The sequence below is a fragment of the Luteimonas sp. WGS1318 genome (genome assembly GCF_043187535.1).
Taxonomy (GTDB): Bacteria; Pseudomonadota; Gammaproteobacteria; order Xanthomonadales; family Xanthomonadaceae; genus Luteimonas.
The window spans coordinates 2,300,682-2,326,640 of sequence record NZ_CP171131.1 but is presented as its reverse complement, the minus strand read 5'-3'; the positions used below and the strand labels follow the sequence as shown (position 1 = coordinate 2,326,640).

The following is a 25,959-nucleotide window of genomic DNA, read 5'->3' as shown; positions in this document are numbered from 1 at the left end:
TTTTTCTGATGGAGCCGCTCAATTACCTCGGCGGCTACCCGCCGGACGTGCAGGCCCGCGTCCGCGAACTCATCGCCCAGGACCGCCTCGGCGCGCTGCTGACCGCGAAGTACCGCGATGCCCACACTGTGCGCAACGACGGCCAGCTCTACGCCTACGTGCAGGCGCTCAAGGACCGCCACATGCGCAAGGCGCCGCCACTGGGCAAGGTGCTCTTTGACGGCAAGCTGCAGGTCCTCAAGCACGCGCTGGGCACCCACACGACGATCTCCCGCGTGCAGGGCGGCCGACTCAAGGCCAGCCGCGAGATCCGCATCGCCAGCGTGTTCCGCGACGCACCCGCGGACTTCCTGAAGATGATCGTCGTCCACGAACTCGCGCACATGAAGGAGGCCGAGCACAACAAGGCCTTCTACCAGCTGTGCACGCACATGGCGCCGGACTACCATCAGCTGGAATTCGACCTGCGCCTGTATCTGACGCACATGGACGTGGCACGGCGGACGGCGTCCGGCACGCACCTCGACGGTGCTTCACACACCACGGCCCAAGGCTTCACGACATGACGATAGACGTCCACACGCTCAGCCCGCGCGAGCTCGACCGGCTCGTGCGCGCCGCCGAGCAACGACTCAAGGTGCTGGCCAACCGGCGGCCCGCATCGGTCGTGCGCAAGGCACTGACCGATCTCGCGGCGTCGTACGGGTACACGATCGACGCGGTGTTCGACATCCCCACGGTACCGGAGGGCGCTCGAACGCCGGCCCGGAGACGCAAGCTCCCGAAAGTCGCGGCGAAGTACCGGGATCCGGACAACCGGCGAAACACCTGGTCGGGCCGGGGGCGCATGCCGCGCTGGCTCGCCGACAGGACGAAGCGGGGTCAAAGCGCGGCGGATTTCCTGATCCCTGGACTGGCGCGCCCCACCACCAAGAAAAACAGTCCGATCGGGCAGCGCTCCGTCTACAAGCAGCGCTGACGCGCGCGCGACCGGCAGGCACACCGGAACGGTGTCCCTCGCCGATGTCGCGCGGCTGGTCATTCCGACTCGCAGCCGCTGCCGGCTCGAAGGACGAAAAACGCGCGCGCGTGTCCCCCGGGTCGGTCGCTGTCAGGCATTGCGCGGTAGCCCGGACGCGGTGTCCGGGTGGATGGTCGATCACGCCGCGATGCGCCCCTTGTGCACAGGGCGGCGGAATCAACCGCCGCGGGTCCGCTTTTAGCTTCGGTGCAGGACCGCAGGCGTGATTCGCAGCCTGCGATCCGGGGGCACCGGGATGGACCTCTCGACGACGCCATCGGCGGTCAGCGCGCGCGCAGATAGATCGCCCAGTAGGCCAGCCCGATACCGCCGCCGCCGATGATGTTGCCCAGCGTCGACCACAGCAGGCTGATGCCCGCTGCGCCCCACGACAGTCCCGCCGGCAATTCCGCACCCGTCGCCATCTGCGCCAGCAATCCAAGCGGCAGCAGTGACATGTTCGCGATCGAGTGTTCGAGGCCCAATGCGACGAACGCCGCGACGGGCGGCACGATGACGGCAACCTTGTCGACGGCGGATTTCGCGCCGGCGGCCATCCACACGGCCACGCACACGAGCATGTTGGCGAGGATGCCGCTGGCGATGATGCTGGCGGCGGATTTGGAGGCCTTCTCGGCCGCGAGTTCGATCGCGGACGCGGCGAATGCGCCGTCGCCGGCGAGATGCAGGCCGGCGCCGATCGCGAGCAGCACCAGCAGCAAGGCGCCGACGAGGTTGGCGAGCCACACGAGACCCCACGCGCGCAGAAGCTGGCCAGGACCGATGCGCCGTTGCGCGAGCGCCAGGGTCATCAACGTGTTGCCGGTGAACAGTTCGGCGCCGGCGAGCAGCACGAGGATCAGGCCGAGCGCGAAGCCGATGCCGGCGGCGACCTGGGTCAGACCGTAGGGCAGGTCGCCGACGCCCGCGCCGATCAGCACGGCAACGAGACTGCCGAAGCCGATGTAGGCGCCGGCCAACACGCCGAGTCCGATCACCTTGCCGGCGGGCAATGTGGCCTTGTCGACGCAGGTGTCGGCAATCGCAGCCGCGATGTCTTCGGGCGGGTCGATGGCGGGCGAGGCGTCGGCCATGGGTGCGCATCCGTTCGGAAGAGTGCCCAGCTATACCCGGGCCGTGGTGAAGCGGGCGGCCACGCTGCACGTGGTCGCGATGCGCTGGGGACACGCCGGCGCGCTAGCCGATCGCTGCGCGCGCGTCGGCCACCGGCGTGCGGCCGAACATGCGGCCGTATTCGCGAGTGAACTGCGGCACGCTGGCGTAGCCCACCGCGTAGGCGGCGCTGCTCGCGGCCAGGCCCTGCGACTGCATGAGTCGGCGCGCCTCGATCAGGCGCAGGCGCTTCTGGAACTGCAGCGGCGACAGCGACGTGATCGCCTTGAAGTGGCGGTGAAAGGCGGAGGCGCTCATGCCGGCTTCGCTGGCGAGCGCGTCGACGGGCAATGGCCGGGTGTAGTCGCGGCGCAGCCGTTTCACCGCGCGGGCGATGCGCTGCACGTGGCCGTCGGGCCAGCCGAGGCGGCGGATCGCGTGGCCGTGGCGGCCGGCGAGCAGCCAGTAATGCAGTTCGCGGATGCGCTGGGCCTGCAGCAGGGGCAGGGCGTCGGGCTGTTCGAGCAGGTGCAGCAGGCGCAGCGCGGCGTCGGCCACCTCGGGTTCGGTGGGATGCACGCGTACAGGGCCCGGATCGTCCGTGGGCGGCGGGCCCATCTGCGCGACGAGATCGGTGATGACGGCCGGGTCGAGTTCCAGCACCAGCGAGTAATACGGCGCCGCCGCGCTGGCCCGGGTGATCTGGCTGACGGTGGGGATGTCGGCGGTGATCAGCAGCGAATGGCCGGCGGCGAAGTCGAACGCGCGGGTGCCGAAGGTGACGCGCTTGCCACCCTGCTGCACCAGGCACAGCAGCGGACGCTGCACGTCGTGCATGAGGTCGCTCGGCGTGAGCGCGCGCACGGCCATCAGGCCGGGGATGGGCGTGGGCGCCAGGCCGTCGGCGCCGGTATGGGCGTCTGCGTGGCGGCGGACAGCTTCGAGCAATGTGGACATGGCCGGATCGTAGCGCCGGGTGGATGCCGTGGGCGGGGTGGGGCAGGAACGGGCAAGGGTCGTGGAGCTTCCGGCAACGCGCGGCGAGGGGCCGGGCGCAGTCTGTGCGTCGTCCTTCCCACCACTCGACACGGAGTTCCTCATGACCCCCATCGCCCTGATCACCGGCGCCAGCCGAGGCCTCGGCCGCAATACCGCACTCTCGATCGCGCACGCCGGCGGCGATGTCGTACTCACCTATCGTCACAAGGCCGACGAAGCGCAGGCAGTCGTCGCCGAGATCGCAGCGCTGGGCCGCAAGGCGGTGGCGCTGCCGCTCGACACCGGCGATGTGGATGCGTTTCCGGCATTCGTCGAGCAGCTGCACGCGGCGCTGCACGCGACCTGGCAGCGCGACACCTTCGATCATCTCGTCAACAATGCCGGCCACGGCGACACCGCGCCGATCGCAGACACCACCGTCGCCCAGTTCGACCGGTTGGTGGACGTGCACTTCAAGGGCGTGTTCTTCCTGACCCAGGCGTTGCTGCCGCTGATCAGGGACGGCGGACGCATCATCAATATCTCGACCGGCCTCACGCGCTTCGCGTATCCCGGCTACGCGGCATACGCTGCGACGAAGGCCGCGGTCGAAACGCTGAGCGTCTACATGGCCAAGGAGTTCGGCGCCCGCGGGATCGCGGTGAACACGGTCGCGCCGGGTGCCATCGAGACCGACTTCGGCGGCGGCCTGGTGCGCGACAACGTCGAGGTCAACGCGCAGCTGGCAGGCATCACGGCCCTGGGGCGCGTGGGCGTGGCGGACGACATCGGCCCGATGATCGCGTCGCTGCTGGGCGAGGCGAACCGCTGGGTCAACGCGCAGCGGATCGAGGTTTCGGGCGGCCAGGCCATCTGAGTGCTCGCAGCCGGAAGCGGCACGCCGTCGCGACGATGGACGGCCTGTCGTCTCCGGCCCTCGGCGGGCGCTCGTCCGTGCATCCGCAAGCGCGCATTCACCACGCCTTGCGGCCGGATGGTCGATGGTGCCGCTCGCACCGTGCCACTCCTGCGCGCGGCCGCCCCCTTCGACGAGACTTCCGATGGATACCCACCCCGTACTCGTGGCGCCGCCGTACCGGCCGCTGCATCCCGTGCACCTGTTGCTGGTGACCAGTGCATTTCCCCTGTTCCTCGGCGCGCTGATCGCCGATATCGCCTACGCCCGCAGCTACGAGATCCAGTGGACCAACTTCGCGTCCTGGCTGGTGGCCGGCGCGCTGGTGTTCGCGCTCGTCGGCCTGGTCTGGGCCCTCGTGTCGCTGCTCACGCCGACCGCGCGCACGCGCACGCGCTTCATCTACGTCGGCCTGCTGGCGCTGACCTGCGTGCTGGGCTTCGTCAATTCTCTGGTCCACGCGATGGATGCCTGGCAGAAGATGCCGCAGGCGCTGGTGTGGTCGGTGCTGTGCCTGCTGTCGATCGGCGCGACGCTGTGGTTCGCGCTCGGCGGCACGTGGCGTCGTCGGGAGGTGCTGCCATGAATCGTCTCCCCACGCGTTCGACCTCCGCGCTGCTCACGCGCGCCCTGGTGCCCGCGCTGGCACTCGCGCTCGCGGCCTGCGGCGGCACGCCCGACGAGACCTACGTCGGCCCGTCTCCGGATCTGCCCAAGCCGCAACGCGGGCTGTTCCCGACGCTGAAGATCTCGCTGCCCACCGAATGGGGCGACGCACTGCCGACCGTGCCGGAGGGCTACGAGATCGCGCCGATCGCCGACAACCTGCTGATTCCGCGGCAGATGCTGGTGCTGCCCAATGGCGACATCCTTGTGGCCGAAGGCCGCGGCGGCCGTGCGCCCAAGCTCACGCCGAAGGACATCATTGCCGGGGTCATCAAGGCGCGCGGCAACACCCAGGTCGAGAGCGGCAACCGGCTCACGCTGCTGCGCGACGGTGACGGCGACGGCACCTACGAGGGCCGCTCGGTGTTCGCCGAGAATCTCGACGCGCCGTATGGCCTGGCATTCGGCAACGGCGCGATCTACGTGGCCACGCAGGATGCGCTGTTGCGCTTCGACTACACCGAAGGCGCGGTCAATGCGGGCGGCCCGCCGCAGGAGATCACCCGGCTGCCGTCGGCGATCAATCATCACTGGACCAAGGCGCTGACGATCAGTGCCGACGGCCGGTATCTCTACGTGGGCATCGGCTCGGACAGCAACATCACCGAGCGTGGCCTGGCGGTGGAAGAGAACCGCGCGATGGTCTGGCAGGTGGATGCGCAGACGGGCTTCCACCGCGTGTTCGCCACCGGCCTGCGCAACCCGACCGCGCTGGCGATGCAGCCGGGCATGGACCAGCTGTGGGCGGTGGTCAACGAGCGTGACGAAATCGGCGACGAACTCGTCCCCGACTATCTGACCAGCGTTCGACCAGGTGGCTTCTACGGCTGGCCCTACAGCTACTGGGGCAACAACGTGGACGACCGCGTGCGTCCGCAGAAGCCGGAGAAGGTCGCCTCGGCGATCACGCCCGACTTCGCGCTGGGCTCGCACGTCGCCGCGCTGGGCGTCGCGTTCTCTTCTCCGACGATGGGCGCGCAGTTCGCCAATGGCGTGTTCGTGGGCCAACACGGCAGCTGGAACCGCAATCCGCCGGTGGGCTACAAGGTCTCGTTCGTGCCGTTCCGCGACGGGCGCCCGTCGGGCGAGGCGATCGATTTCGCCACCGGGTTCCTCGGCGAGGATGGCAAGGCGCGGGGTCGTCCGGTCGGTGTCGCCGTCGATCCGCGCGGCGCGTTGCTGGTGGCGGATGATCTGGCGAATACGATCTGGCGGATCACGCCGACGGGTGGCGCGCCGGGTGTGCCAGCAGCACCTGCAGCCACGCCTGCGCCGACGGACGCCGCGCCGGCTGCGGCCGACATGGCGCCGCCTGCGGGCTGAGTACGTTCGTCATCGTGTGAATCACAAAGGGCCCGAACGGGCCCTTTGTTTTCTTGGCTTCGCACTGTGCCCGGGACGGTCGCGTGTGTCTTCTCGTCATCCCGGCGCAGGCCGAGGCCCGGCGACGTTCGCGCGCCACACGCGAAGGCATTGGCGGGCCGAACAGGCGGATGATCAAACGCCGCGGAAAGACACGGGATGCCCAGCGCGACGCGCCGTGATCCCACATTGCGGAATGCGCCGGACAACGGGACATGTGCATCCGGCATGCACTGCGCCTGGCGACGGGTGTGCCGCGTGACCCGCAACATCTACGTCAGTCAGCGGCATGTTCCGGCAGCTTCGCCACCACCTTGATCTCGAAATCGAAGCCGGCCAGCCAGGTCACGCCGACCACCGTCGCGGTCGGAAACGGTGCCTCGCCCCAGTACTCCGGCACGATCGCCCACGCGCGCTCGAAGCGGCTGGCCGGGTCGACGATGAAGAACGTCACGTCGACCACGTCGTCGAAGCGGGCGCCGGCCGCCGCGAGCACGGCGTTGAGGTTGTCGAAGGCGCGGCGCACCTGCTGCTCGAAATCCGGTTCGGGCGAGCCGTCCTCGCGGCTGCCGACCTGGCCGGACACGAACAGGAAGCCGCCCGAGCGGATGGCCGGCGAATAGCGGTGCTTCTCGTACAGCGCGTGGCGACCGGCGGGGAACACGACATCACGTGTGGCCATGGGACTCTCCTGTGGGGCATGTCGCCCCGATGATTGCGATCGCTCCAGTCTGGGGACGCGTGCCGGCGCGATAAACACGCCGGTCCCGCCAGCACTGTTCGTAGAATCCGGACAATTCCCGGCAGCCGGACCTCCGATGGACCGTTTCGATGCGATGCAGGCCTTCGTGCGCGTGGTGGAGGCGGGCAGCTTCACCAGGGCCGCCGAGACGCTGCACATGAGCCGCAGCACCGTGAGCCAGCTGATCCAGCAGCTCGAAGCACGACTGCGGGTGAAGCTGCTGCATCGCACGACGCGGCAGGTCGGCGTGACCGCCGACGGCGCGGCCTACTACGAGCGCGTGGTGCGCCTGCTGGGCGACATGGACGACGCCGAGACGAGCCTGTCGAGCGCCGCCGCGGTTCCGCGTGGACGGCTGCGCGTCGATGTGCCCAGTCCGTTCGCGCGGACGATCCTGGTGCCGGCGCTGCCGGAGTTCCATGCGCGCTATCCCGACATCCAGTTGGACCTGGGCGTCAGCGACCGGCGCGTCGACGTCATCGGCGAGAACGTGGACTGCGTGGTCCGCGGCGGCACGATCACCGACCCGTCGCTGGTGGCGCGCCACGTGGGCGATCTGCAGCTCGGCGTGTACGCGGCGCCGGACTATCTGCAGCGCATGGGCACGCCCGTGCATCCGCGTGCGCTGGAAGACAGCGACCACCGCATCGTCGGGTTTCTATGGGCGCGTACCGGCAAGCCTTTGCCGTATGCGATGCAGCGCGGCGACGAACGCGTGCAGGTGCACGGCCGCTATGTGGTGGCGCTGGACGATGGCAATGCCTATCTCGCCGCCGGCCTCGCCGGGCTGGGCGTGACGTGGCTACCGGAATACATGGCCCGGGCGCATGCGGCCAATGGCGAGCTGGTGCCGCTGTTCGAGGCCTGGACGATGACGCCGATGCCGATGTACGTCGCGTTCCCGCCGAACCGCCACGTCAGCGCGAAGTTGCGCGTGTTCGTGGACTGGATCGTCGAGCTGATGGCCCGGCACGCGCCGGTGACGACACGGCCGCCGGTGTGACGGCGTGCTGCATGCGGGCGTCGCTGGCGGCGCAAGCGCGCTGCGACCGCGGCGAGCAGGTGCCGCCAGAGCCTGAGGGCGATGCGATGGGTTGCGTCGGCCCGCCCTGTAGGAACGCGCGCGCGTGACGGATGGGTGCTGCGGTAAGACCTCATCGCGCGCGAGCGCGCTCCTGCACGGATCATCGGCTTCAGCTCGAGATGTGGTGGGTTGTTAGGCGCTCGCGTGGTCTGCGCTTGAGCACTCCTGTGATTCGCAGTTCGCGAGTCCCGCGTTGTAGGAACGCGCTTGCGCGCGATGGGTGGGTGCGACGGTAAGACCCCATCGCGCGCGAGCGCGCTCCTACACGGTTCATCGGCTTCAGCTCGAGACGTGGTGGCGTGTGCGGCGCTCGCGCGGTCTTCGCTCGGGCACTTCTGTGAGTCGCAGTTCGCGAACCCGCCTTGTAGGAACGCGCTTGCGCGCGATGGGTTTGTGCAGCGGTAAGACGCCATCGCGCGCGAGCGCGCGTCTCCAGAGACGGTCGGGTCCGGTGCTTCGCAAACAGGGAATGTCGTGGGTGATGCGCGGGGCGCGGATTCGCGCGCACACGGTGCGATCCATCGTCGCTCCCGTGACTGCGACCCGCGTGCAGCCGCGCTGTGGCTGGGCATATGAAGACGCCGTTGCGCGTCATCGCGTTCCTGCACGGGGCGTGGCAGGGCACCGCGAAGCGGGCGCATGATGCAGGTCTGCCGACCGGACCCCGCCCATGGCCCTCGCCGACGATCGCCGCCACCAGATGTTTCCGATTCTGGATGCCGCCCAGCTGGCCACCGCGCGCCGGTTCGCCAGCGGGCCGCCGCGGCGCTGCACGGCGGGGGAGACGCTGTTCGACGTCGGCGACTGCGATGCGCCGGTGTGGCTGGTGATCGAGGGCGCGATCGATGTGGTGCGCCGGGATGGCCTGGGCCATGAGAAACCGATCACCACCCAGGGCGTCGGCCAGTTCACCGGTGAGGTGAGCCAGCTCGCTGGGCGCGCATCGCTGGCCGCGGGCCACGCGGCCGAGGGCGGATGCACGGCGGTGCCGATCGATGCGCCGCATCTGCGCGCGCTGGTGGTCGGCGCGGCCGAGCTGGGCGAGATCGTGATGCGGGCGCTGATCCTGCGTCGCGTGGGCCTGATCGAGGGGGATGCGTCGGGGTCGGTGCTGGTCGGCGTGCCGGGCGAGGCGCACCTGACCGGGTTGCAGGGCTTTCTCACGCGCAACGGTTATCCGAACACGTTGATCGATGCGCACGACGATGCCGAGGGGCGCGAGATCGTCGAACGCCTCGGCATCCAGCCCAGCGACCTGCCGCTGATGATCTGTCCCAACGGCCAGGTCCTCAAGCGCCCCGGCGATGCCGAGGCCGCCGCCTGCCTGGGCATGACCCCGGAACTGGACCCCGACGTGCTGCACGACGTCGCGATTGTCGGTGCCGGCCCGGCGGGTCTGGCGGCCGCCGTGTATGCCGCGTCCGAAGGGCTCACGGTGCTGGTGCTGGACCAGCGGGCGATCGGCGGCCAGGCTGGCGCGTCGGCACGGATCGAAAACTACCTCGGCTTTCCGACCGGCATTTCCGGCCAGGCGCTGGCGGGCCGCGCCTACAACCAGGCGCTGAAGTTCGGCGCCGAACTCGCAATTCCGCTGGAGGTGGAACGGCTCGCCTGCGGCGGTGGCGCGGGTGAAGACGGCGCGGGCCCTGCGCCGCACGCGCTGCATCTGACCTCGGGCGAGGTTGTGCGCGCGCGGACGGTGGTCATCGCGTCGGGCGCACGCTACCGGCGGCCGGACATCGAGAATCTCGCCCTGTTCGAAGGCGCTGGCGTGTCGTACTGGGCGTCGCCGGTCGAAGCGCGGCTGTGCGAAGGCGAGGAGGTCGCCCTGATCGGCGGCGGCAACTCGGCCGGGCAGGCCGTGGTGTTCCTCGCGCCGAAGGTGAAGACATTGCATCTCGTCGTGCGCGGTGCCGGACTCGAGGCCTCGATGTCGCGCTATCTGATCGACCGCATCGAGGCCCTGCCCAACGTCGTGCTGCACACGCGCACCGAACTGGTGGCCCTCGAGGGCGACGCCGAACGCGGGCTGGTCGGTGGCACCTACCGCGACCGCGACACCGGCGAGACCCACCCCTGCAATCTGCGCCACGTGTTCCTGTTCGTCGGCGCCGATCCCAACACCGGCTGGCTGACCGACTGTGTGGCGCTGGATCACGCGGGCTTCGTGACCACCGGTGCTGAGGGTGCGGGCCCCGGGCGTTCGACCTCGCTGCAGACCGATCGGCCGGGCGTGTTCGCGATCGGCGACGTGCGTGCGGGGTCGGTCAAGCGCGTCGCGGCCGCGGTGGGCGAGGGCGCCGCGGTGGTGTCGCAGGTCCACCAGTACCTTGCGGCCGCGGACGAGGCCGCGCGTTCCGACACGCGTGGCACGGTGCCCGTCTGATGGCCGACGCCTGCCGCCATCTCGAGACCATCGCGGTCGTCGTGCCGAGCGCACGCGGTTGCGAGGAGTGCCTCGCGATCGGGAGCCCCTGGGTGCATCTGCGCGTGTGCCGCAGTTGCGGTCACGTCGGTTGCTGCGACGACTCGCCGAATCGCCACGCCACCGCGCATTTTCACGCAACCGGCCACCCGATCATCGAAGGCTACGATCCGCCGGAAGGATGGGGCTGGTGTTACGTCGACGCGGTCGTGGTCGAGTTGCCGGACCAGACGCCGCAGCAGGGGCCGATTCCGCGGTACGTGTAGCGCGGATCATCTGCGGGGTCGGCGCCATGGGCGTTGGCCGGGTGCGACGGGATGTTCGCGAATGCCCCTTCGCGCGTGAACGCGCTCCTACGAAGAGGGGAGCGGTGGATGGGATGCGGCGGTGGCATAGGACTGCGAGCGTTCCCCGACCCCCTCGCGCACGGCAGTCCGCTCGACGCCTCCTGTAGGAGCGCGCTCGCGCGCGATGGGGATCTTCGCGATTGCCCGTTCGCGCGTGAACGCGCTCCTACGAAGAGGGGAGCGGTGGCTGGGATGCGGCGGTCGCATGGGACTGCGAGCGTTCCCCGGCCCACTCGCGTGCGGTTGTCCACTCGACGCCTCCTGTAGGAGCGCGCTCGCGCGCGATGGGGATCTTCGCGACTGCCACGTTCGCGCGTGAACGCGCTGCTACATGCGGCGCGGAGAGGGCTGGTCTATGTCGGGCGCTCAAGGTATCGGCGCGGACGCCGCCTTCGTGCACGCGCATGCCCTTCGATTGCCGCGTCCGGAACGCGGTTCGATCAGGCATCCGAAACGACGTGTAGGAGCGCGCTCGCGCGCAATGGCGTTCTCGGGAACGCCCATTACCCGCGAGCGCGCTCCAGCATGGAACCAAGCTGTGCGGTAGAAGACAGAGACGTCCGTCGCAGCAAGCGCAGGACGTTTGCAGCGGACGGATCAGTCCGGCGAAGAACTTGAAGTTCCGCAGCGAGCGGCGGAATCCACTCGCGCCTGGACGCGGTGCACGCGGATCGCGGCCCGCCTTAGGTCTCAACACCATGAAATCGAAACAGCGGATCTCACGAAGAGACCCGCTGCTTCAGGCCGACATCCCGGTATCAGGCGATGTCGGGCAGCCCGTCGATGATCTTCTCGATCGTGATCGGGTACTCCCGCACGCGCACGCCAGTGGCGTTGTGGATCGCATTGGCGACCGCGGCCGGCACGCCGCACAGGCCGAGCTCGCCGACACCCTTGGCTTTCATCGGCGAGCTGTCGGCATCCGCCTCGTCGAGGAACACGACCTCCTGCTCGGGGATGTCCGCGTGAACGGGCACTTCGTAGCCGGCGAGGTCGTGGTTGACGAAGAAGCCCATGGTCTCGTCGACCGCCAGCTCCTCGCTGAGTGCGGCGCCGACACCCATCGTCATCGCACCGATCATCTGGCTGCGGGCCTGTTTCGGGTTGAGGATGCGGCCTGCTGCGGCGACAGACAGCATGCGGCGCACGCGGGTCTCGCCGGTCAGCGCGTCGACACCCACTTCGACGAAGTGCGCGGCGAAGGTGCTGAGCTGTTTCTGCTTGTCGAGATCGCCGAACTCGATCGCGTCCTCGACCACCAACTGCCCGTCGCCGGCCGCTTCGGCCAGCGGAACGGACCGTCCGCCCGCGCGCACCTGGCCGTCCACGAACTCGGCCGTGGCCGGGTCCAGCTCGAGGCGCGTGGCGACGACCTCACGCAGTTTCATGCAGGCCGCGTAGACGCCTGCGGTCGCGCTGTTCGCGCCCCACTGGCCGCCGGAACCGGCCGAGGCGGGGAAGTCGGAATCACCGAGCTTCACGTCGATCGATTCGATCGGCAGACCCAGCGTCTCGGCCGCGGTCTGCGCGATGATCGTGTAGCTGCCGGTTCCGATATCGGTCATATCGGTTTCGATGGTGACGCGGCCATCGCCATCGAGCCGCGCACGCGCGCCGGACTTCATCACCGGTGCGTTGCGGAAGCCCGCCGCCACGCCCATGCCGACCAGCCAGCGGCCGTCGCGCACGGTGCCGGTGGGCTGGCGTTGGCTCCAGCCGAATTTCTCGGCGCCCTGGCGCAGGCATTCGACGAACTGCCGCTGCGAGAACGGACGTTCCGGATTTTCCGGATCCACCTGGGTGTCGTTGCGGATGCGGAACTCGACCGGATCCATACCGAGTTTCTCGGCCATTTCGTCCATCGCGATTTCCAGCGCCATCATGCCGGGGGTCTCGCCGGGCGCGCGCATCGCATTGCCTTCAGGCAGGTCGAGCGTGGCGAGGCGCATCCTGGTCATGCGGTGTTCGCCGGCGTAGAGCAGCCGCGTCTGCTGCACAGCGACTTCCGGCCCGCCGCCTTTCAGATCACCGGACCAGCTTTCGTGGCCCATCGCGGTGATCGTGCCGTCGCGGCGCGCACCGATGCGGATGCGCTGCTCGGTGGCGGGGCGGTGGGTGGTGTTGTTGGCGATCAGCGGACGATGCAGGGCCACCTTGACGGGCCGCTTGGCGGCCTTTGCGCCGAGCGCGGCGAGCACGGCGTCGGCGCGCACGAAGAGTTTGCCGCCGAAGCCGCCGCCGATGTACGGCGAGACCAGGCGCACCTTGTCCGCGGGAATGCCGAGCGTGCGGGCGACGTCGCCCTTGCCCCAGGCGATCATCTGGTTCGAGGTCCAGATCGTGACCTGGTCGCCGTCCCAGGCGGCGAGCGAGGCCATCGGCTCCATCATCGCGTGCGACTGGTCGGGCGTGGTGTAGGTCGCGTCCAGCGTGACCTCGGCCGCGGCGAACGCGCTGTCGAAATCGCCCACGGCCGAATCGGCCGGTGTCTCGCCACCCTGCGGCTTGATCGCGTTGTCCTTCTCGCGCGACAGCGAGAAGCGCCCGCGCTCGCGGCGATAGTCCACCCGCACCAGCGCCGCAGCCGCGCGGGCCTGCTCGAAGGTCTCGGCGACGACCAGCGCGATCGCCTGGTGGTAGTGCTGGATCTGCGGCCCGCCGAGCAGGTGCGCGGTGTTCATGCGGCCCTTTCCGAGCTTGCCGGCGTTCTGCGCGGTGACCACGGCCAGCACGCCCGGTGCGCGTTCGGCGGCCGAGGTGTCGATCGACGCGATGCGGCCCTTGGCGATGCCGGCACCGACGACGTGGCCGTAGGCCGCGCGCTCGGTGACGTCGTGCCATTCGTAGGCATAGGGCGCGGTGCCGGTGACCTTGTGCGGACCATCGATGCGGTCGAGCGGCTGGCCGACGACGCGCATGCGGTCGATCGGGTTCTGGCCGGCAGGCGTGTCGAACTTCATGACGTGGCCTCCTGGGCATCGACCAGCGCGGCGGCGATGGTGCGCTCGGCGAGCTTCAACTTGAACCGGTTGTCGTCGGTGGGTGTGGCGCCGTCGAACAGCCGGGCGGCCACGGCCTTGGCGCCGCGCGGAAGTTCGGCGTCTGCCGCGTCGCTGCGCCAGGGCGTGTGTGCGACACCGCCGACCGCGACGCGGCCGCTGCCGTCGCGCTGCACGACCGCGGCGACGGAGACGAGCGCGAACGCATACGAAGCGCGATCGCGGACCTTGCGGTAGACGTGCCGGCCGCCGAGCGGCGGTGGCAGCACGACGGCCGTGATCAGCTCGCCCGGGCGCAGCACGGTCTCGCGCTGCGGCGTGGTGCCGGGCGCGAGATAGAAGGCGTCGAGGGCGATGCGTCGGGTCTCGCCGTCGGGGGCGACGGTTTCGATCACGGCATCGAGCAGGCGCATCGCCACGACCATGTCGCTGGGGTGGGTGGCGATGCACTGCGCGCTGCCGCCGATGACCGCGAGCTGGCGGCTGTAGCCGTCGAGCGCACCGCAGCCGCTGCCGGGCAGACGTTTGTTGCACGCCTGGGCGGTGTCGTAGAAGTACGGACAGCGCGTGCGCTGCAGAAGATTGCCCGCCGTCGTCGCCTGGTTGCGCAGCTGACCGGAGGCGCCGGCGAGCAGGGCGCGCGACAGCACCGCGTAATCGCGACGCACACGGGCGTCGGCGGCGAGGTCGGTGTTGCGCACGAGGGCGCCGATGCGCAAGCCGCCGTCGTCGGTGGGCGCGATGGTGTCGAGCGCCAGGCCGTTGACGTCGATCAGGTGCGCCGGCGTCTCGATCTCGAGCTTCATCAGGTCGAGCAGGTTGGTGCCGCCCGCGATGAATTTCGCGCCCGGGGTGCGGGCGGCGGCCGCGGCGGCCGCGGCGGGCGAGTCCGCACGTTCGAATCCGAAGGCCTTCATGCGCCGGCCCTCCGGCTGCGTGATCCACCGACGTCCTCGATCGCATCGAGGATGTTGGCGTAGGCGCCGCAGCGGCACAGGTTGCCGCTCATGCGCTCACGGATCTCGGCGCTGCTGAGCGCGGGTGTTGCGGTGAGATCGGTGGTCACGTGGCTGGGAATGCCGTCGCGGATTTCTTCCAGCACCGCGACCGCCGAACAGATCTGGCCCGGCGTGCAGTAGCCGCATTGGTAGCCGTCGTGTTTGACGAACGCGGCCTGCATGGGGTGCAGCCTGTCGGGCGTGCCGAGGCCTTCGATCGTCGTGACCTTGGCGCCGTCCTGCATCACCGCCAGCGTGAGGCAGGTATTGATGCGGCGACCATCGACGATCGCGGTACAGGCGCCGCACTGGCCGTGGTCGCAGCCCTTCTTGGTTCCGGTGAGATGCAGGTCCTCGCGCAGCAGATCGAGCAGCGTGGTGCGGGTGTCGACCTCGCGCTCAACGCGCGTGCCGTTGACCTCCATCGTGATGCGCTGCATGACCGGTGCGGGCGCGGCGTCGGGCGCTCCACCCGCAGCGGCGACCGCGCGCTGTGCAAATGCAGGCGCGGCGACGGTGCCGGCGGTGGCCGCGCCTGCCTTGAGCAGTTCGCGACGAGTGAGTGGCGGCATGGGAATTCCTCTGGGCTGGCGTCTGGGCTGGCGAGGTGGACGCGACGGGGCGAACTCGCACCCGCGCCGTGCTGGGCGAGCATGCGCGAGCGGGTGTTGTGATCCGGTCAATGCAGCAGGGCCGGGATCACAGCGGCCACCGGCACGCCCGCGCGGCCTCGTCGGATACGCACGGGGCGCGCGGGCGCGCGTTCGCGTAGCGGCTGCCGCGCATGGCTGGCGCCGGCGGATGAATGCGGTTGCTGTGCGAGCGCGGCTGGACGGCGGCGGGTTGCGCGTGTGCACCGTCACGACGAGACGGGCTGCGCTGACTGGCGCAGCCAGGGGGCGATCGTGGCGATGCGCGCACCCGGAGCAGGGCGCAGCCCGCTCAGCCCGGCGCGCGCTCGCGGCCGCCGGCGTTGTCGCGGCTCAATGCGTGCGCACCGCGCAGCAGCATGCGGATCATCTGCGAGAGCTCGTCGACCAGCGCTTCGTCGCGCTCGGGCGGGGAATCCAGCGCGGTACCGCCGAGCGCGAACACCAGACGGGTGATCGCGCGCGAGACCAGGTCCGGTCGATGGAAGCTGAGTCCCTGCGAGGCCGCGATGCGGATCAGGTCGGCCCGCAGCTCGTCCTCGAAGAAGTGCAGCTGTCGGTCGACCGCGCGCTTGAACGCGTCCGAGCCGACCGTGCCTTCACGCAGCAGCACGTGCAGCAGCTTGTCGTCTGCGCGCAGGCGTTCCATGAACGCCTCGAGCGAGCCGCGGACGATGCTGCGGCCGGAGACCGCGCGCCGGCGGGCGTCGCCGATGATGCCGCGCAGCGATTCGCCGGCGACGTCGATCAGGGCGACGGCCAGCTCGTCCATGTCGTGGAACTGGCGGTAGAAGCTGTTGGGCGCGATGCCGGCCTCGCGCGCGACCTCGCGCAGGCTCAACGTCGACACGCTGCGGTGTGGCCCGATCAGGCGCAGCGCCGCGGCGATCAGGTCCTCGCGCACGATAGACGGCTTGCGGCCGGGGCCATCGGGGGCGGGCACATCGTCGCTGGCGGGCGCAGGACTGCGGACGGACACGGGCAGGGATCGCGGCGACGGTGGGCCAGCATAACAGTGCGGCGGCGTAGGGCAGGGCGGGTCGGGCCACCGTGTGGACCGCGAGACGCGATCCAGCGGCGCCCGGGATGAACGCCCTCCATGCTGCGGCGCGACATTAATGCACACGTGTATACACAGGCGTGCGGATGCCTGTACAGTCGCTCCCATGTCAGCCGTCACGCCCATCACTGCACGTCCGCGCAGCCGTCTTCGCCGGCTTGCCACGCCCTTCGTCGCGCCGCCCGTGTTCGATTTCTGGGCGCAGCGCCTGCATCCCACGTGGACCTGGGAGCGGCCGTTGGCCCGCATCGTCGGCCACGCACCGGCCGCCGCCGGCGCTGTCACGCTGACTCTGAAACCCAACCGCCACTGGGCGGGCGCGCTGCCGGGCCAGCACGTGAACCTCGGCGCCGATATCGACGGTGTGCGCGTGACCCGCAGCTACAGCCTCGACGCCCCGGCGTCCGCTGACGGCCGCATCACGATCACCATCAAGGGCATTGACGGTGGCCGCATGAGCGGGCATCTGCTGGACCCGGCTCGCGTCGGCGACGTGCTCGACATCGGCCCGGGCTTCGGCGACATGACGCTCGACGCCGGCGCCAGTGCGGCGCCGCGGTTGCTGCTCGCCGGTGGCAGTGGCATCACGCCGCTGATGGCGCTGGTGCGCCAGCTGGCCGGGCAGGGCATGCCGGCGCCGGTGACGCTGCTGTACTGGGCCCGCACCCGGGCCGAGTTCTGTTTCGTCGACGAGCTGCGCGCACTGGCCGCGCGCCATGCCGGGGTCGATGTGCGTTTCGTGCTCACCGGCGATGCGCCCTTGGCCCAGGACGAGGCCGGCGGCCGGATCGATGCCGATCTGCTCGCCTCGCTGGTGCCCGATCTTGCCGCGCGTCACGTCGATGCCTGCGGCCCCGGTGGCTTCGTCGCCGCGGCCGATGCGCTGCTCGCGGGGCGCGTGGTGATGCTGCGCACCGAAGCCTTCACCCCACCGCCGCGCCCGCCGGTCGACGACACCGGCACGGTGTCGGTGCACCTGGCGCGCAGTGGCCGCGACCTGCTGCTACCGCGCGGCATCTCCCTGCTCGAAGCCCTGGAAGCCGAAGGCGTGAAGCCGCGTTCGGGCTGCCGCATGGGCATCTGCAACACCTGCGCCTGCGGCAAGTCCGCCGGCACCGCGCGCGATCTGCGTACGGGCACCGTCAACGGTGAGCCGAGCATGGCGTTCAAGCTGTGCATCAGCAGCGCCGTGTCCGATCTCGTTCTCGATCTCTGATGTCCGGAGTTTCCATGACCCACGCTACCGCTGCCCGCCGTCTGGGCCCCCAGGAACTCGATGCTTTCGGCGCCGAACTTGATGCGCTGCACACGCGCACGATGGCGCAGGTGGGCAAGGTCGACGCCGACTACATCCGCAAGGTGGTGCGCTGGGTGCGCTACTGCGGCTTCGGCGGCCGTGCGCTGCTGATGGTGGGCGCGATCGGCGGCGCGTTCGTGCCGTGGCTGCTGTGGCCGGCCTGCATCGCCGGCGTGCTGCTGCTGGCGCTGGCCAAGATCATGGAGAACATGGAAGTCGGCCACAACGTGATCCACGGCCAGTACGACTTCATGGGTGATCCGCAGTTCAACAGCCGCACCTACGAGTGGGACATCGTGGCGACCGCCGACAACTGGCGGCATTCGCACAACTTCCGCCACCACACCTACACCAACGTCCGCGGCATGGACGACGACATCGGCTACGGCCTGCTGCGCATCTTCCCCGAGCAGCGCTGGCGTCCGTTCTATCTGCTGCAGCCGTTCATCGCGGTGGTGTTCGCGCTGTACTTCCAGTGGGGCGTGGCGATCCAGGAACTGAAGCTGGGCCGTTTCTTCGCCGGCAAGATGCCCAAGGGCAAGCTGGCCCGCGATTTCGCGCCGGTGGGCCGCAAGATGGGCCGCCAGCTGCTCAAGGATTACCTGTTGTTCCCCGCGCTGGCCGGCCCGTTCTTCCTGCCCGTGCTGCTGGGCAACCTGGCCGCGAACGGCATCCGCAACGTGTGGACCTACGTGATCATCTTCTGCGGCCACTTCACCGCGGACGCCGAGACCTTCCCCAAGGAATCGATCCGCAACGAATCCCGCGGTCACTGGTACATGCGCCAGCTGCGCGGCTCGTCGAACATCGGCGGCGGCCGGGCGATGAATCTGCTGAGCGGCAACCTCAGCCACCAGATCGAGCACCACTTCTATCCGGACGTGCCCGCGCACCGATACGGCGCGCTGTCGCTGGAAGTCCGCGAGATCTGCGCGCGTTACGGCCAGCCCTACAACACCGGCTCGCTGCCGCGGCAGTTCGGCGAGGTGGTGTGGCGGATCGTGCGGCATGCGTTCCCGAGCCGGCCGAAGCGGGCGCGCAAGGCGCCGGAGGGCGTGCTGCAGCAGGCGTGAGTCTGGTCCCGGTGTGATGCCGGGCCACGTGACGCAGTCGAATGCCCCGCCTCGTGCGGGGCGTTTGCGTTCCGGATGTCGAGAAGTGCGTGGGCGGGGGGGGGCGCGGTTCGGCGAGAGCGTGCTCGACGTGATGCGAGGTGACGCTTCCGTTGTCGCAGTCGTTTTTGCGGCTGGCGCGCTCCATCCGTGTGTTGCTTTTGCTTTTTGCCTTTGCTTTTGCCTTTGCTTTTGCCTTCGCCTTCGCCTTCGCCTTCGCCTTCGCCTTGGCGTTGCTATTGATCTGATCGAGCCGTAAAGCGAGCCGAGCATCGCAGGGCGGCGGGGCCGAAGAGCAGCCCATGTCTGAGCGCAGCGAGTTTGGGCTGCGTGCCCCGCTGCCCGAGAAGCGCAGGGGCCCGCCGCGGCTGTATCGCGGCGGATCGCGTCCGGCGATGGCGGTTTGACTCGCGCCTTCGGCACTCGCCCTTCGGGCCGGCTTCGCCGTTCGCCAGCGCATTCGCGCTGTCGTGCTTACTTTTGACAAGACAAAAGTAAGCCGCGCGAACAGCGCGGAAGCTCTGTTGTTCGCGTCCAGCGTTGGCTTCAAGGGAAAACGGGCTAAAACAAGTGCACGGCTTTCGCCCGCTTGCGCGTGCGAATTCCTTTTTGAAGGACCAAAAAGGAACCAAAAAGTCCCTTCGCCGGGCGCGAGCCGACGCGGCTGCGCCGCGCCGGTCCCCTGTGCTCCTCGCCTGACGCGGCACGCAGCCCAAACTCGCTTCGCTCAGACATGGGCTGCTCTTCGGCCGCGTCAGACTCCGGTGCTCGGCCCGCTTAACGGCTCGAACGTCAAACGCTGAAAGCCAGAGCCAGAGCCAGAGCCAGAGCCAGAGCAGGAGCAAAAGTCAAAATCGAAAGCCACAGCCGCAGTCACATCCACGGCAAGAGTTGAGACCGCGAAGACAGTAGAAGAGCGATGACAGCCGACACAGTGGAACTGCAGCAGGGCTGGGGTACGACTGCCGACGCCACGATGACGCGGGCGGCGGCCGCCACACCTCGTCACGTGCCGGTGCGGATAATGCGCCCGCATCCCCCGAGTGCCGCAGCATGTCGAAGCCGAAAGCGAAATCGAAGCCGAAATCCAAGGCCCCCGCCGACTGCGTCCGCGTCCGCGGCGCGCGGGAGCACAACCTCAAGGACGTCGATGTCGACATCCCGCGCGATGCGCTGGTGGTGTTCACCGGCGTGTCCGGCTCCGGCAAATCGTCGCTGGCCTTCGGCACGCTGTTCGCCGAAGCGCAGCGGCGGTATCTGGATTCGATCTCGCCGTATGCGCGGCGACTGATCGACCAGGCCGGTGTGCCGCAGGTCGATTCGATCGAGGGTTTGCCGCCGGCGGTGGCACTGCAGCAGGCACGTGGCACGCCGACCGCGCGGTCGTCGGTCGGCAGCCTGACGACGATCTCCAATTCCCTGCGCATGCTGTATTCGCGCGCCGGCGACTATCCGCGCGGGCAGGCCATCATCTACGCCGACGGTTTCTCGCCGAACACGCCGGCCGGCGCCTGTCCCACCTGCCACGGGCTCGGCCGCATCTACGACGCGACCGAAGCCTCGATGGTGCCGGATCGCGCGTTGACCATCCGCGAGCGCGCGGTCGCCGCGTGGCCGGGCGCCTGGCACGGACAGAACCAGCGCGACATCCTCACCACGCTGGGGATCGATGTCGACGTGCCGTGGTCGTCGTTGCCGAAGAAGACCCGCGACTGGATCCTGTTCACCGACGAGCAGCCGGTGGTGCCGGTCTATGCCGGTTTCGACCTCGCCGAGGCGAAGCGCGCACTGAAACGGAAGATGGAACCCAGCTACATGGGCACCTTCACCAGCGCGCGCCGCCACGTGCTGCACACGTTCGCCAATACACAAAGCCCGGTGCAGAAGAAGCGCGCCGCGCAGTACCTGGTGGGCGCCGACTGCCCCGAGTGCCACGGCAAGCGCCTGCGCCGGGAGGCCTTGTCGGTGACGTTCGCGGGACTCGACATCGCGGCGTTCTCGCAGCAGCCGCTCGATGCGTTGGCGGCGCTGCTCGCGCCCGCCGCGGCCGGCGACACCCACGCGAAGGCGCATCCCGAGCAGGCGCTTGCCGCGCAACGCATCGCCCAGGACCTGCAGTCACGCATCAAGGTGCTGCAGGACCTCGGATTGGGCCACCTGTCGCTGGCCCGCGCCACGCCGACGCTGTCGCAGGGCGAACTGCAGCGGCTGCGCCTCGGCACGCAGATCCGCTCGCAGCTGTTCGGCGTGGTCTACGTGATGGACGAACCCTCGGCTGGCCTGCATCCCGCCGATGCGCAGGCGCTGCTGCGCGCGCTGGACCAGCTGCGCGCCGCGGGCAATTCGCTGTTCGTGGTCGAGCACGAGATCGACGTGATCCGCCATGCCGACTGGATCGTCGACGTCGGCCCGGCCGCAGGCGAGCACGGCGGGCAGGTGCTGTACAGCGGAGCGCCGGACGGACTGGCGAAGGTCGAGGCGTCGGCCACGCGTCGCTATCTGTTCGCAGGTCACGCGCCGATCGCGCGTTACGGACGCACGCCCGATGCGTGGCTGCAACTGCGCAATATCCACCGGCACAACGTGCGTGGCCTGGATGTCGACATCCCGCTCGGCGTGTTCACCACGGTCACCGGGATCAGCGGCTCGGGCAAATCGTCACTGGTCAGCCAGGCGCTGGTGGAGCTGCTGGCCGCGTGGGTCGGTGCGGGCCGGGACGCGGATGCCGACGCCCCGCTCGATCCGCTCGAGCGCGATGTCGACACCGCCGTGGAGGGCCGAATCGAAGGCGGACTGGACGCCGTGCGCCGTCTGGTGCGGGTGGACCAGAAGCCGATCGGGCGCACGCCGCGTTCGAACCTCGCGACCTACACCGGCCTGTTCGATCACGTGCGCAAGCTGTTCGCGGCCACGCCGATGGCGAAGCGCCGCCGCTACGATGCGGGCCGCTTCTCGTTCAACGTCGCCAAGGGCCGCTGCGCGACCTGTGACGGCGAGGGCTTCGTCAGCGTGGAACTGCTGTTCATGCCCAGCGTCTATGCGCCGTGTCCCGAGTGTCACGGCCAGCGCTACAACGCGCAGACGCTGGAGGTGATGCTGCGCGGCAAGAACATCGCCGAGGTACTCGGCATGACCGTGACCGAAGCCGCCGAGTTCTTTGCCGACGATGCCGCCGTCGCGCGGCCGCTGTCGGTGCTGGTGGAGGTCGGCCTGGGCTATCTGCGTCTGGGGCAGCCGGCCACCGAGTTCTCCGGCGGCGAGGCCCAGCGCATCAAGCTGGCCAGCGAGCTGCAGCGGACCCAGCGCGCCGGTACCGTCTACGTGCTCGACGAACCCACGACCGGCCTGCATCCGGCGGATGTCGACACGCTGATGCTGCAGCTGCAGGCGCTGGTCGAGGCGGGCAGCACGGTGGTCGTGGTCGAACACGACATGCGCGTGGCCGCCGCCAGCGACTGGATCATCGACATGGGCCCGGGCGCCGGCGATGCGGGCGGTCAGGTCGTCGTGGCCGGCACGCCCGAGCGCGTGGCGCGCCACACGCGCAGCCTCACCGCGCGGTTCCTGGCCGAGGCGATCGCCGGAGGTTGACGCACCGGCCCGCGTGGACCGCCACGTTCCGCACATGCAGCGGGCGCCGGATGCGGGCATGCTTGGCGATCGATCCGGGGACAGGGTGCGCCGCGCGCATCGTGTGGGCAGGGATGCCGCGATCGAGTCCATCGCCATTCCAGGAGCTGCCGATGTCCATCGCACCGCGTCGCCGCGCGACGCTGTCCGCCCTTGCGCTGTCGCTGTCCCTCGCTGTCGGCGCGTTGGCGCCTGCAAGCGCGCAGGACGCACCTGCGGCCACCCTCGCACCGCCGGCCAATGCCGCCGAAGCCGCGCTGCGCGCGCTCTACACCGCCGAGTGGGACTGGCGCCAGGCCGAGTTCGACCGCGTGCGCATCGACGGTCGCTGGCAGGCCGGTGACCGCATGTCCTCGGTGACTCCAGAGGCATGGGCACGTCGCGCGGCGTACTGGAAGGACGTGCTGGTGAAGCTGGAGGCGATTCCGCTCGACGCGCTGGGCCGCGAGGAGCGCATCAACGCCGAGGTGTTCCGCACCTCGCTCGAGGCCAGCGTGGCGAACGCGGACTGGCGCACGTTCGAGGCGCCGTTCAACAGCGACAGCTTCTTCTGGGGCGGCATCAATCCGCGCCAGCCGTACCAGACCGAGGCCGACTGGCGCCGTTTTATCGCGCGGCTCGGCGATGTGCCGCGTTACTTCGACGAGCAGATCGCGAACATGCGCAGCGGTCTCGACCGCGGCTGGAGCGTGCCGCGCGCGACGCTGGACGGCCGCGACACCACGCTGGTGCCGTACACGCAGACCGGCGAGGACAATCCGCTGCTGGCGACGTTCGAGCGTATCCCGGTCGCAATCCCCGAGCCCGTGCGCACGCAACTGCGCGAGGAGGGCCGTCGCGTCGTGCTGGAGCAGACGGTGCCGGCGTACAGCAAACTGCTGGGCTTCATCCGCGACGACTATTTCCCGCGCACGCGCACCACGATCGCCGCGCGCGATCTGCCCGACGGCGGCGCGTTCTACCAGTCGCAGATCCGCGAATACGTGACCCGTGACATGAGCCCACGCGAGATCCACGATCTCGGCCTGGCCGAGGTGGCGCGCATCTCCGCCGAAATGCGCGAGGTGATGACGCGCGCCGGATTCACCGGCACGTTCGAGGCGTTCCTCGAGTACCTGCGCACGGATCCCAGGTTCTACGCCAAGACGCCGCGCGAGCTGCTGGCCTACACCGCGTGGATCGCGAAGAAGATCGACGGCGAACTCAAGCACGTCGTCGGCACGCTGCCGCGCTACCGCTTCACGATCCTGCCGGTCGCCGACGACATCGCGCCGATCTACACCTCGGGCCGTGGCGGGCTGGAGGCGTGCTTCTTCAACACCTACGACCTGCCGTCGCGGCCGCTGTACAACCTGCCGGCGCTGGTCGCGCACGAATGCGCGCCGGGCCACAGCTTCCAGGCCGCACTCGCGCTGGAGGCGCCGGCGCGTCCGGATTTCCGCCAGCAGACCTATTTTTCCGGGTACGGCGAAGGCTGGGGCCTGTACACCGAGTGGCTCGGCACCCGCATGGGCATCTACGAGACGCCGTACGAGGAGTTCGGGCGGCTGACGTTCGAGATGTGGCGCGCCGCGCGCCTGGTCATCGACACCGGCCTGCACGAGTACGGCTGGAGCCGGCAGCAGGCGATCGACTATCTCGCCGGCCATACCGCGCTCGCGCGCCACGACGTCGTGACCGAGGTCGACCGCTACATCTCCTGGCCGGGTCAGGCGCTGTCGTACTACATCGGCTACAAGACCATTCTCGATCTGCGCGCCGAGGCCGAGCGCGAACTCGGCCCCGCCTTCGACCAGCGTCCGTTCCACGACACCATCCTCAATCTCGGCTCGGTGCCGCTGCCGGTGCTGGAAGAGGAGGTGCGGCGGTTCATCGCCGAGCAGAAGGCGGCAGGCACGCCGCAGGGCTGATGCGCGGCCCGGCCGGGCAGCGGCGCCGGTCCGGCGCGAGCTGGCATTCGCGAACGGCGCCGTGCGACGCAAGGCAGCGCACGGTGCGTGGTCATGCGAAAGCGCGGCCGATGCGATGCGCGACCGGCCGTGCCTGACTCACGCTTCGCGCAGCGTCTTCTCCATCCGCGCGTGATCCCGGCGGTAGCGCCTGGCGAGCTGGGTCTTCTGGGTGTCGGTGAGCAGCTTGCCCGACACCTGGAAGAACGCGCGTTCCTCCTCGCGCAGATGGTGGTGCACCGTCTCCGACAGCTGCTTGGCCTTGGCCATCCAGCCGCGACCGCTGTGGTCGGTGGTCTGCAGGTCCTCGACCAGCTCGTCGATCTGGTGGTGCTCGTGCAGCGCATGGCGCGAGGCGTCGAGGCCGGCGTCGTGCATCAGGATCGGCGCGTAGAGGAAGCGTTCTTCCGCGGCCTCGTGTGCGGCCAGCTCGATGCGCAGGTCGGTAAACAGCTCGATGCGGCGTGCGCTGTGCGGCTGGGAGCGCAGCAGCTTGCGGCACAGCGAGCGCTGGCGCTCGTGGCTCTCGCGCAGCGCGTCGTAGAGGGTCTCGGGCATGTCGGTCTCCGCTGCGGGTCGTGGGCGCATGCTGGGCCGGTACCGGTGCAGGCGGTGTCGTCGTGCGCGGTTTCCGGTGCGACGTTGAGCGCCGGCGCCGGAGCGCCGAGAATCGGCGTGTCGGCCGTTCACGGCCCCCCGTCGGAACCCCCCATGCAGAACCTCCGCGTCTCCCTCGTCCAGGGCGCCACCGTCTGGCACGACCCGGCCGCCAATCGCGCGTACTACGGCGCCCTGATCGCGCCGCTGCGCGGCATGACCGATCTCGTCGTGTTGCCGGAGACCTTCACCAGCGGCTTCAGCAACGACGCGATCGACCGCGCCGAGGACATGGCCGGCCCGACCGTCGACTGGATCCGCGACCAGGCCGCCGCGCTCGATGCCGCCGTCACCGGCAGCGTGCAGCTGCGCGACGGCGAGGGTGTCTACAACCGCATGCTGTGGGCCACGCCCGACGGCGAGTTGCAGCACTACGACAAGCGCCACCTGTTCCGCTACGCCAACGAGCACAAGCGGTATGCCGCCGGACGCGCGCGGCTGACGGTGGAGTGGAAGGGCTGGCGGATCAATCCGCAGGTCTGCTACGACCTGCGCTTTCCGGTGTTCTGCCGCAACCGCTACGACGTCGAGCGTCCGGGCGATCTGGATTTCGACCTGCAGCTGTTCGTCGCCAACTGGCCGGCGGCGCGCGCGTATGCCTGGAAAACCCTGCTGCGCGCGCGTGCGATCGAAAATCTCTGCTTCGTCGCCGGCGTCAATCGCGTCGGCGTCGACGGCAACGGCATCGCCTATTCGGGCGACAGCGCGGTGCTCGACTTCCTCGGCCATCCGCTCAGCGAATGCACCGATGCCGAGGTCGTCACGACGACGACGCTGCAGGCCGCCGAGCTGGCGGCCCATCGCGAGCGGTTCCCGGCGATGCTGGACGCGGACCGGTTCGAACTGCGTTAGGGCGTCCGGTCCGCTGCTGGGCGGCGGCGTGACCGCATCTGAAATCGCGCGTCCGGTTCCCGCACGCGGAAGTGGCAGGTCCGATGTTCCGCATCATGCGC

At 69.5% G+C, this 25,959-nt stretch carries 22 protein-coding genes; 14 read left to right on the top strand and 8 right to left on the bottom strand.

Annotated elements, in window-relative coordinates:
• The first annotated feature begins 8 nt into the window (after window positions 1-8).
• Both ACF3M1_RS10645 and ACF3M1_RS10640 read left to right on the top strand, forming a co-directional pair.
• Window positions 9-566 (top strand): M48 family metallopeptidase, encoded by a 558-nt coding sequence (locus ACF3M1_RS10645; protein WP_394000463.1) that lies wholly within the window; start codon window positions 9-11, stop codon window positions 564-566.
• Window positions 563-979 carry an H-NS family nucleoid-associated regulatory protein gene (locus ACF3M1_RS10640; protein WP_394000461.1) on the top strand — a complete coding sequence of 139 codons (417 nt, stop codon included), beginning with the start codon at window positions 563-565 and terminating at the stop codon, window positions 977-979. The genes ACF3M1_RS10645 and ACF3M1_RS10640 overlap by 4 nt, the downstream gene beginning before the upstream one ends.
• A 326-nt stretch (window positions 980-1,305) precedes the next feature.
• On the opposite strand, the gene ACF3M1_RS10635 is transcribed toward ACF3M1_RS10640, so the two are convergent.
• Window positions 1,306-2,115 (bottom strand): formate/nitrite transporter family protein, encoded by an 810-nt coding sequence (locus ACF3M1_RS10635; protein ID WP_394000459.1) that lies wholly within the window; start codon window positions 2,113-2,115, stop codon window positions 1,306-1,308.
• A gap of 103 nt (window positions 2,116-2,218) precedes the next feature.
• Window positions 2,219-3,091, bottom strand: a complete 873-nt coding sequence (locus ACF3M1_RS10630; RefSeq protein ID WP_394000457.1) for an AraC family transcriptional regulator N-terminal domain-containing protein — start codon at window positions 3,089-3,091, stop codon at window positions 2,219-2,221.
• Between the two features lie 142 nt (window positions 3,092-3,233).
• Here ACF3M1_RS10630 and ACF3M1_RS10625 point away from each other — a divergent pair, with 142 nt between their 5' ends.
• The 3 genes from ACF3M1_RS10625 to ACF3M1_RS10615 all read left to right on the top strand — a co-directional run bounded on the left by ACF3M1_RS10625 (window position 3,234) and on the right by ACF3M1_RS10615 (window position 6,017).
• On the top strand, window positions 3,234-3,989 hold the full coding sequence (locus tag ACF3M1_RS10625; protein WP_394005243.1) for an SDR family NAD(P)-dependent oxidoreductase: 756 nt from the start codon (window positions 3,234-3,236) through the stop codon (window positions 3,987-3,989).
• Between the two features lie 184 nt (window positions 3,990-4,173).
• Window positions 4,174-4,614 carry a DUF2231 domain-containing protein gene (locus ACF3M1_RS10620; protein ID WP_394000455.1) on the top strand — a complete coding sequence of 147 codons (441 nt, stop codon included), beginning with the start codon at window positions 4,174-4,176 and terminating at the stop codon, window positions 4,612-4,614.
• Complete coding sequence (locus ACF3M1_RS10615; RefSeq protein ID WP_394000453.1) at window positions 4,611-6,017, top strand: PQQ-dependent sugar dehydrogenase; 1,407 nt, start codon at window positions 4,611-4,613, stop codon at window positions 6,015-6,017. The genes ACF3M1_RS10620 and ACF3M1_RS10615 overlap by 4 nt, the downstream gene beginning before the upstream one ends.
• Window positions 6,018-6,333: 316 nt before the next feature.
• Here the strand turns inward: ACF3M1_RS10615 and ACF3M1_RS10610 are convergent, their stop codons facing one another.
• Window positions 6,334-6,738 carry a RidA family protein gene (locus tag ACF3M1_RS10610; RefSeq protein WP_394000451.1) on the bottom strand — a complete coding sequence of 135 codons (405 nt, stop codon included), beginning with the start codon at window positions 6,736-6,738 and terminating at the stop codon, window positions 6,334-6,336.
• Window positions 6,739-6,874: 136 nt separating this feature from the next.
• Here ACF3M1_RS10610 and ACF3M1_RS10605 point away from each other — a divergent pair, with 136 nt between their 5' ends.
• The 3 genes from ACF3M1_RS10605 to ACF3M1_RS10595 all read left to right on the top strand — a co-directional run bounded on the left by ACF3M1_RS10605 (window position 6,875) and on the right by ACF3M1_RS10595 (window position 10,573).
• Window positions 6,875-7,801 (top strand): LysR substrate-binding domain-containing protein, encoded by a 927-nt coding sequence (locus ACF3M1_RS10605; RefSeq protein WP_394000449.1) that lies wholly within the window; start codon window positions 6,875-6,877, stop codon window positions 7,799-7,801.
• A gap of 751 nt (window positions 7,802-8,552) precedes the next feature.
• Window positions 8,553-10,268 carry an FAD-dependent oxidoreductase gene (locus tag ACF3M1_RS10600; protein ID WP_394000447.1) on the top strand — a complete coding sequence of 572 codons (1,716 nt, stop codon included), beginning with the start codon at window positions 8,553-8,555 and terminating at the stop codon, window positions 10,266-10,268.
• A complete protein-coding gene (locus tag ACF3M1_RS10595) occupies window positions 10,268-10,573 on the top strand; it encodes a UBP-type zinc finger domain-containing protein (protein ID WP_394000445.1) in 306 nt (101 codons plus the stop codon). Before ACF3M1_RS10600 ends, ACF3M1_RS10595 begins: the two co-directional genes overlap by 1 nt.
• 839 nt (window positions 10,574-11,412) lie before the next feature.
• Here the strand turns inward: ACF3M1_RS10595 and paoC are convergent.
• The 4 genes from paoC to fabR form a co-directional block, all read right to left on the bottom strand.
• The gene (paoC, locus tag ACF3M1_RS10590; protein WP_394000443.1) at window positions 11,413-13,614 is read right to left on the bottom strand and encodes an aldehyde oxidoreductase molybdenum-binding subunit PaoC; all 2,202 of its coding nucleotides are present in this window, start codon (window positions 13,612-13,614) and stop codon (window positions 11,413-11,415) included.
• Complete coding sequence (locus tag ACF3M1_RS10585; protein WP_394000441.1) at window positions 13,611-14,570, bottom strand: FAD binding domain-containing protein; 960 nt, start codon at window positions 14,568-14,570, stop codon at window positions 13,611-13,613. The genes paoC and ACF3M1_RS10585 overlap by 4 nt, the downstream gene beginning before the upstream one ends.
• On the bottom strand, window positions 14,567-15,223 hold the full coding sequence (paoA, locus tag ACF3M1_RS10580) for an aldehyde dehydrogenase iron-sulfur subunit PaoA (RefSeq protein WP_394000439.1): 657 nt from the start codon (window positions 15,221-15,223) through the stop codon (window positions 14,567-14,569). Before paoA ends, ACF3M1_RS10585 begins: the two co-directional genes overlap by 4 nt.
• A gap of 370 nt (window positions 15,224-15,593) precedes the next feature.
• Window positions 15,594-16,244 carry an HTH-type transcriptional repressor FabR gene (gene fabR / locus ACF3M1_RS10575; RefSeq protein WP_394005242.1) on the bottom strand — a complete coding sequence of 217 codons (651 nt, stop codon included), beginning with the start codon at window positions 16,242-16,244 and terminating at the stop codon, window positions 15,594-15,596.
• Window positions 16,245-16,467: 223 nt separating this feature from the next.
• On the opposite strand from fabR, the gene ACF3M1_RS10570 reads away from it, so the two are divergent.
• The 5 genes from ACF3M1_RS10570 (at window position 16,468) to ACF3M1_RS10550 (ending at window position 24,310) form a co-directional block, all read left to right on the top strand.
• Window positions 16,468-17,577, top strand: coding sequence for a ferredoxin reductase (locus ACF3M1_RS10570; RefSeq protein WP_394000437.1), 1,110 nt, complete (start codon window positions 16,468-16,470; stop codon window positions 17,575-17,577).
• Window positions 17,578-17,591: 14 nt separating this feature from the next.
• Window positions 17,592-18,731: a fatty acid desaturase family protein gene (locus ACF3M1_RS10565; RefSeq protein ID WP_394000435.1), complete on the top strand. Its 1,140-nt coding sequence runs from the start codon at window positions 17,592-17,594 to the stop codon at window positions 18,729-18,731.
• Between the two features lie 152 nt (window positions 18,732-18,883).
• Window positions 18,884-19,018, top strand: a complete 135-nt coding sequence (locus ACF3M1_RS10560; protein WP_394000433.1) for a hypothetical protein — start codon at window positions 18,884-18,886, stop codon at window positions 19,016-19,018.
• A gap of 805 nt (window positions 19,019-19,823) precedes the next feature.
• Window positions 19,824-22,361: an excinuclease ABC subunit A gene (locus ACF3M1_RS10555; RefSeq protein WP_394000431.1), complete on the top strand. Its 2,538-nt coding sequence runs from the start codon at window positions 19,824-19,826 to the stop codon at window positions 22,359-22,361.
• A gap of 152 nt (window positions 22,362-22,513) precedes the next feature.
• A complete protein-coding gene (locus ACF3M1_RS10550) occupies window positions 22,514-24,310 on the top strand; it encodes a DUF885 domain-containing protein (protein WP_394000429.1) in 1,797 nt (598 codons plus the stop codon).
• Window positions 24,311-24,448: 138 nt separating this feature from the next.
• On the opposite strand, the gene ACF3M1_RS10545 is transcribed toward ACF3M1_RS10550, so the two are convergent.
• Window positions 24,449-24,907 carry a hemerythrin domain-containing protein gene (locus ACF3M1_RS10545; RefSeq protein ID WP_394000427.1) on the bottom strand — a complete coding sequence of 153 codons (459 nt, stop codon included), beginning with the start codon at window positions 24,905-24,907 and terminating at the stop codon, window positions 24,449-24,451.
• Window positions 24,908-25,060: 153 nt separating this feature from the next.
• Between ACF3M1_RS10545 and ACF3M1_RS10540 the strand changes: the two genes are divergently transcribed.
• Window positions 25,061-25,858, top strand: a complete 798-nt coding sequence (locus ACF3M1_RS10540) for an amidohydrolase (RefSeq protein WP_394000425.1) — start codon at window positions 25,061-25,063, stop codon at window positions 25,856-25,858.
• The last annotated feature ends 101 nt before the right edge of the window (window positions 25,859-25,959 follow it).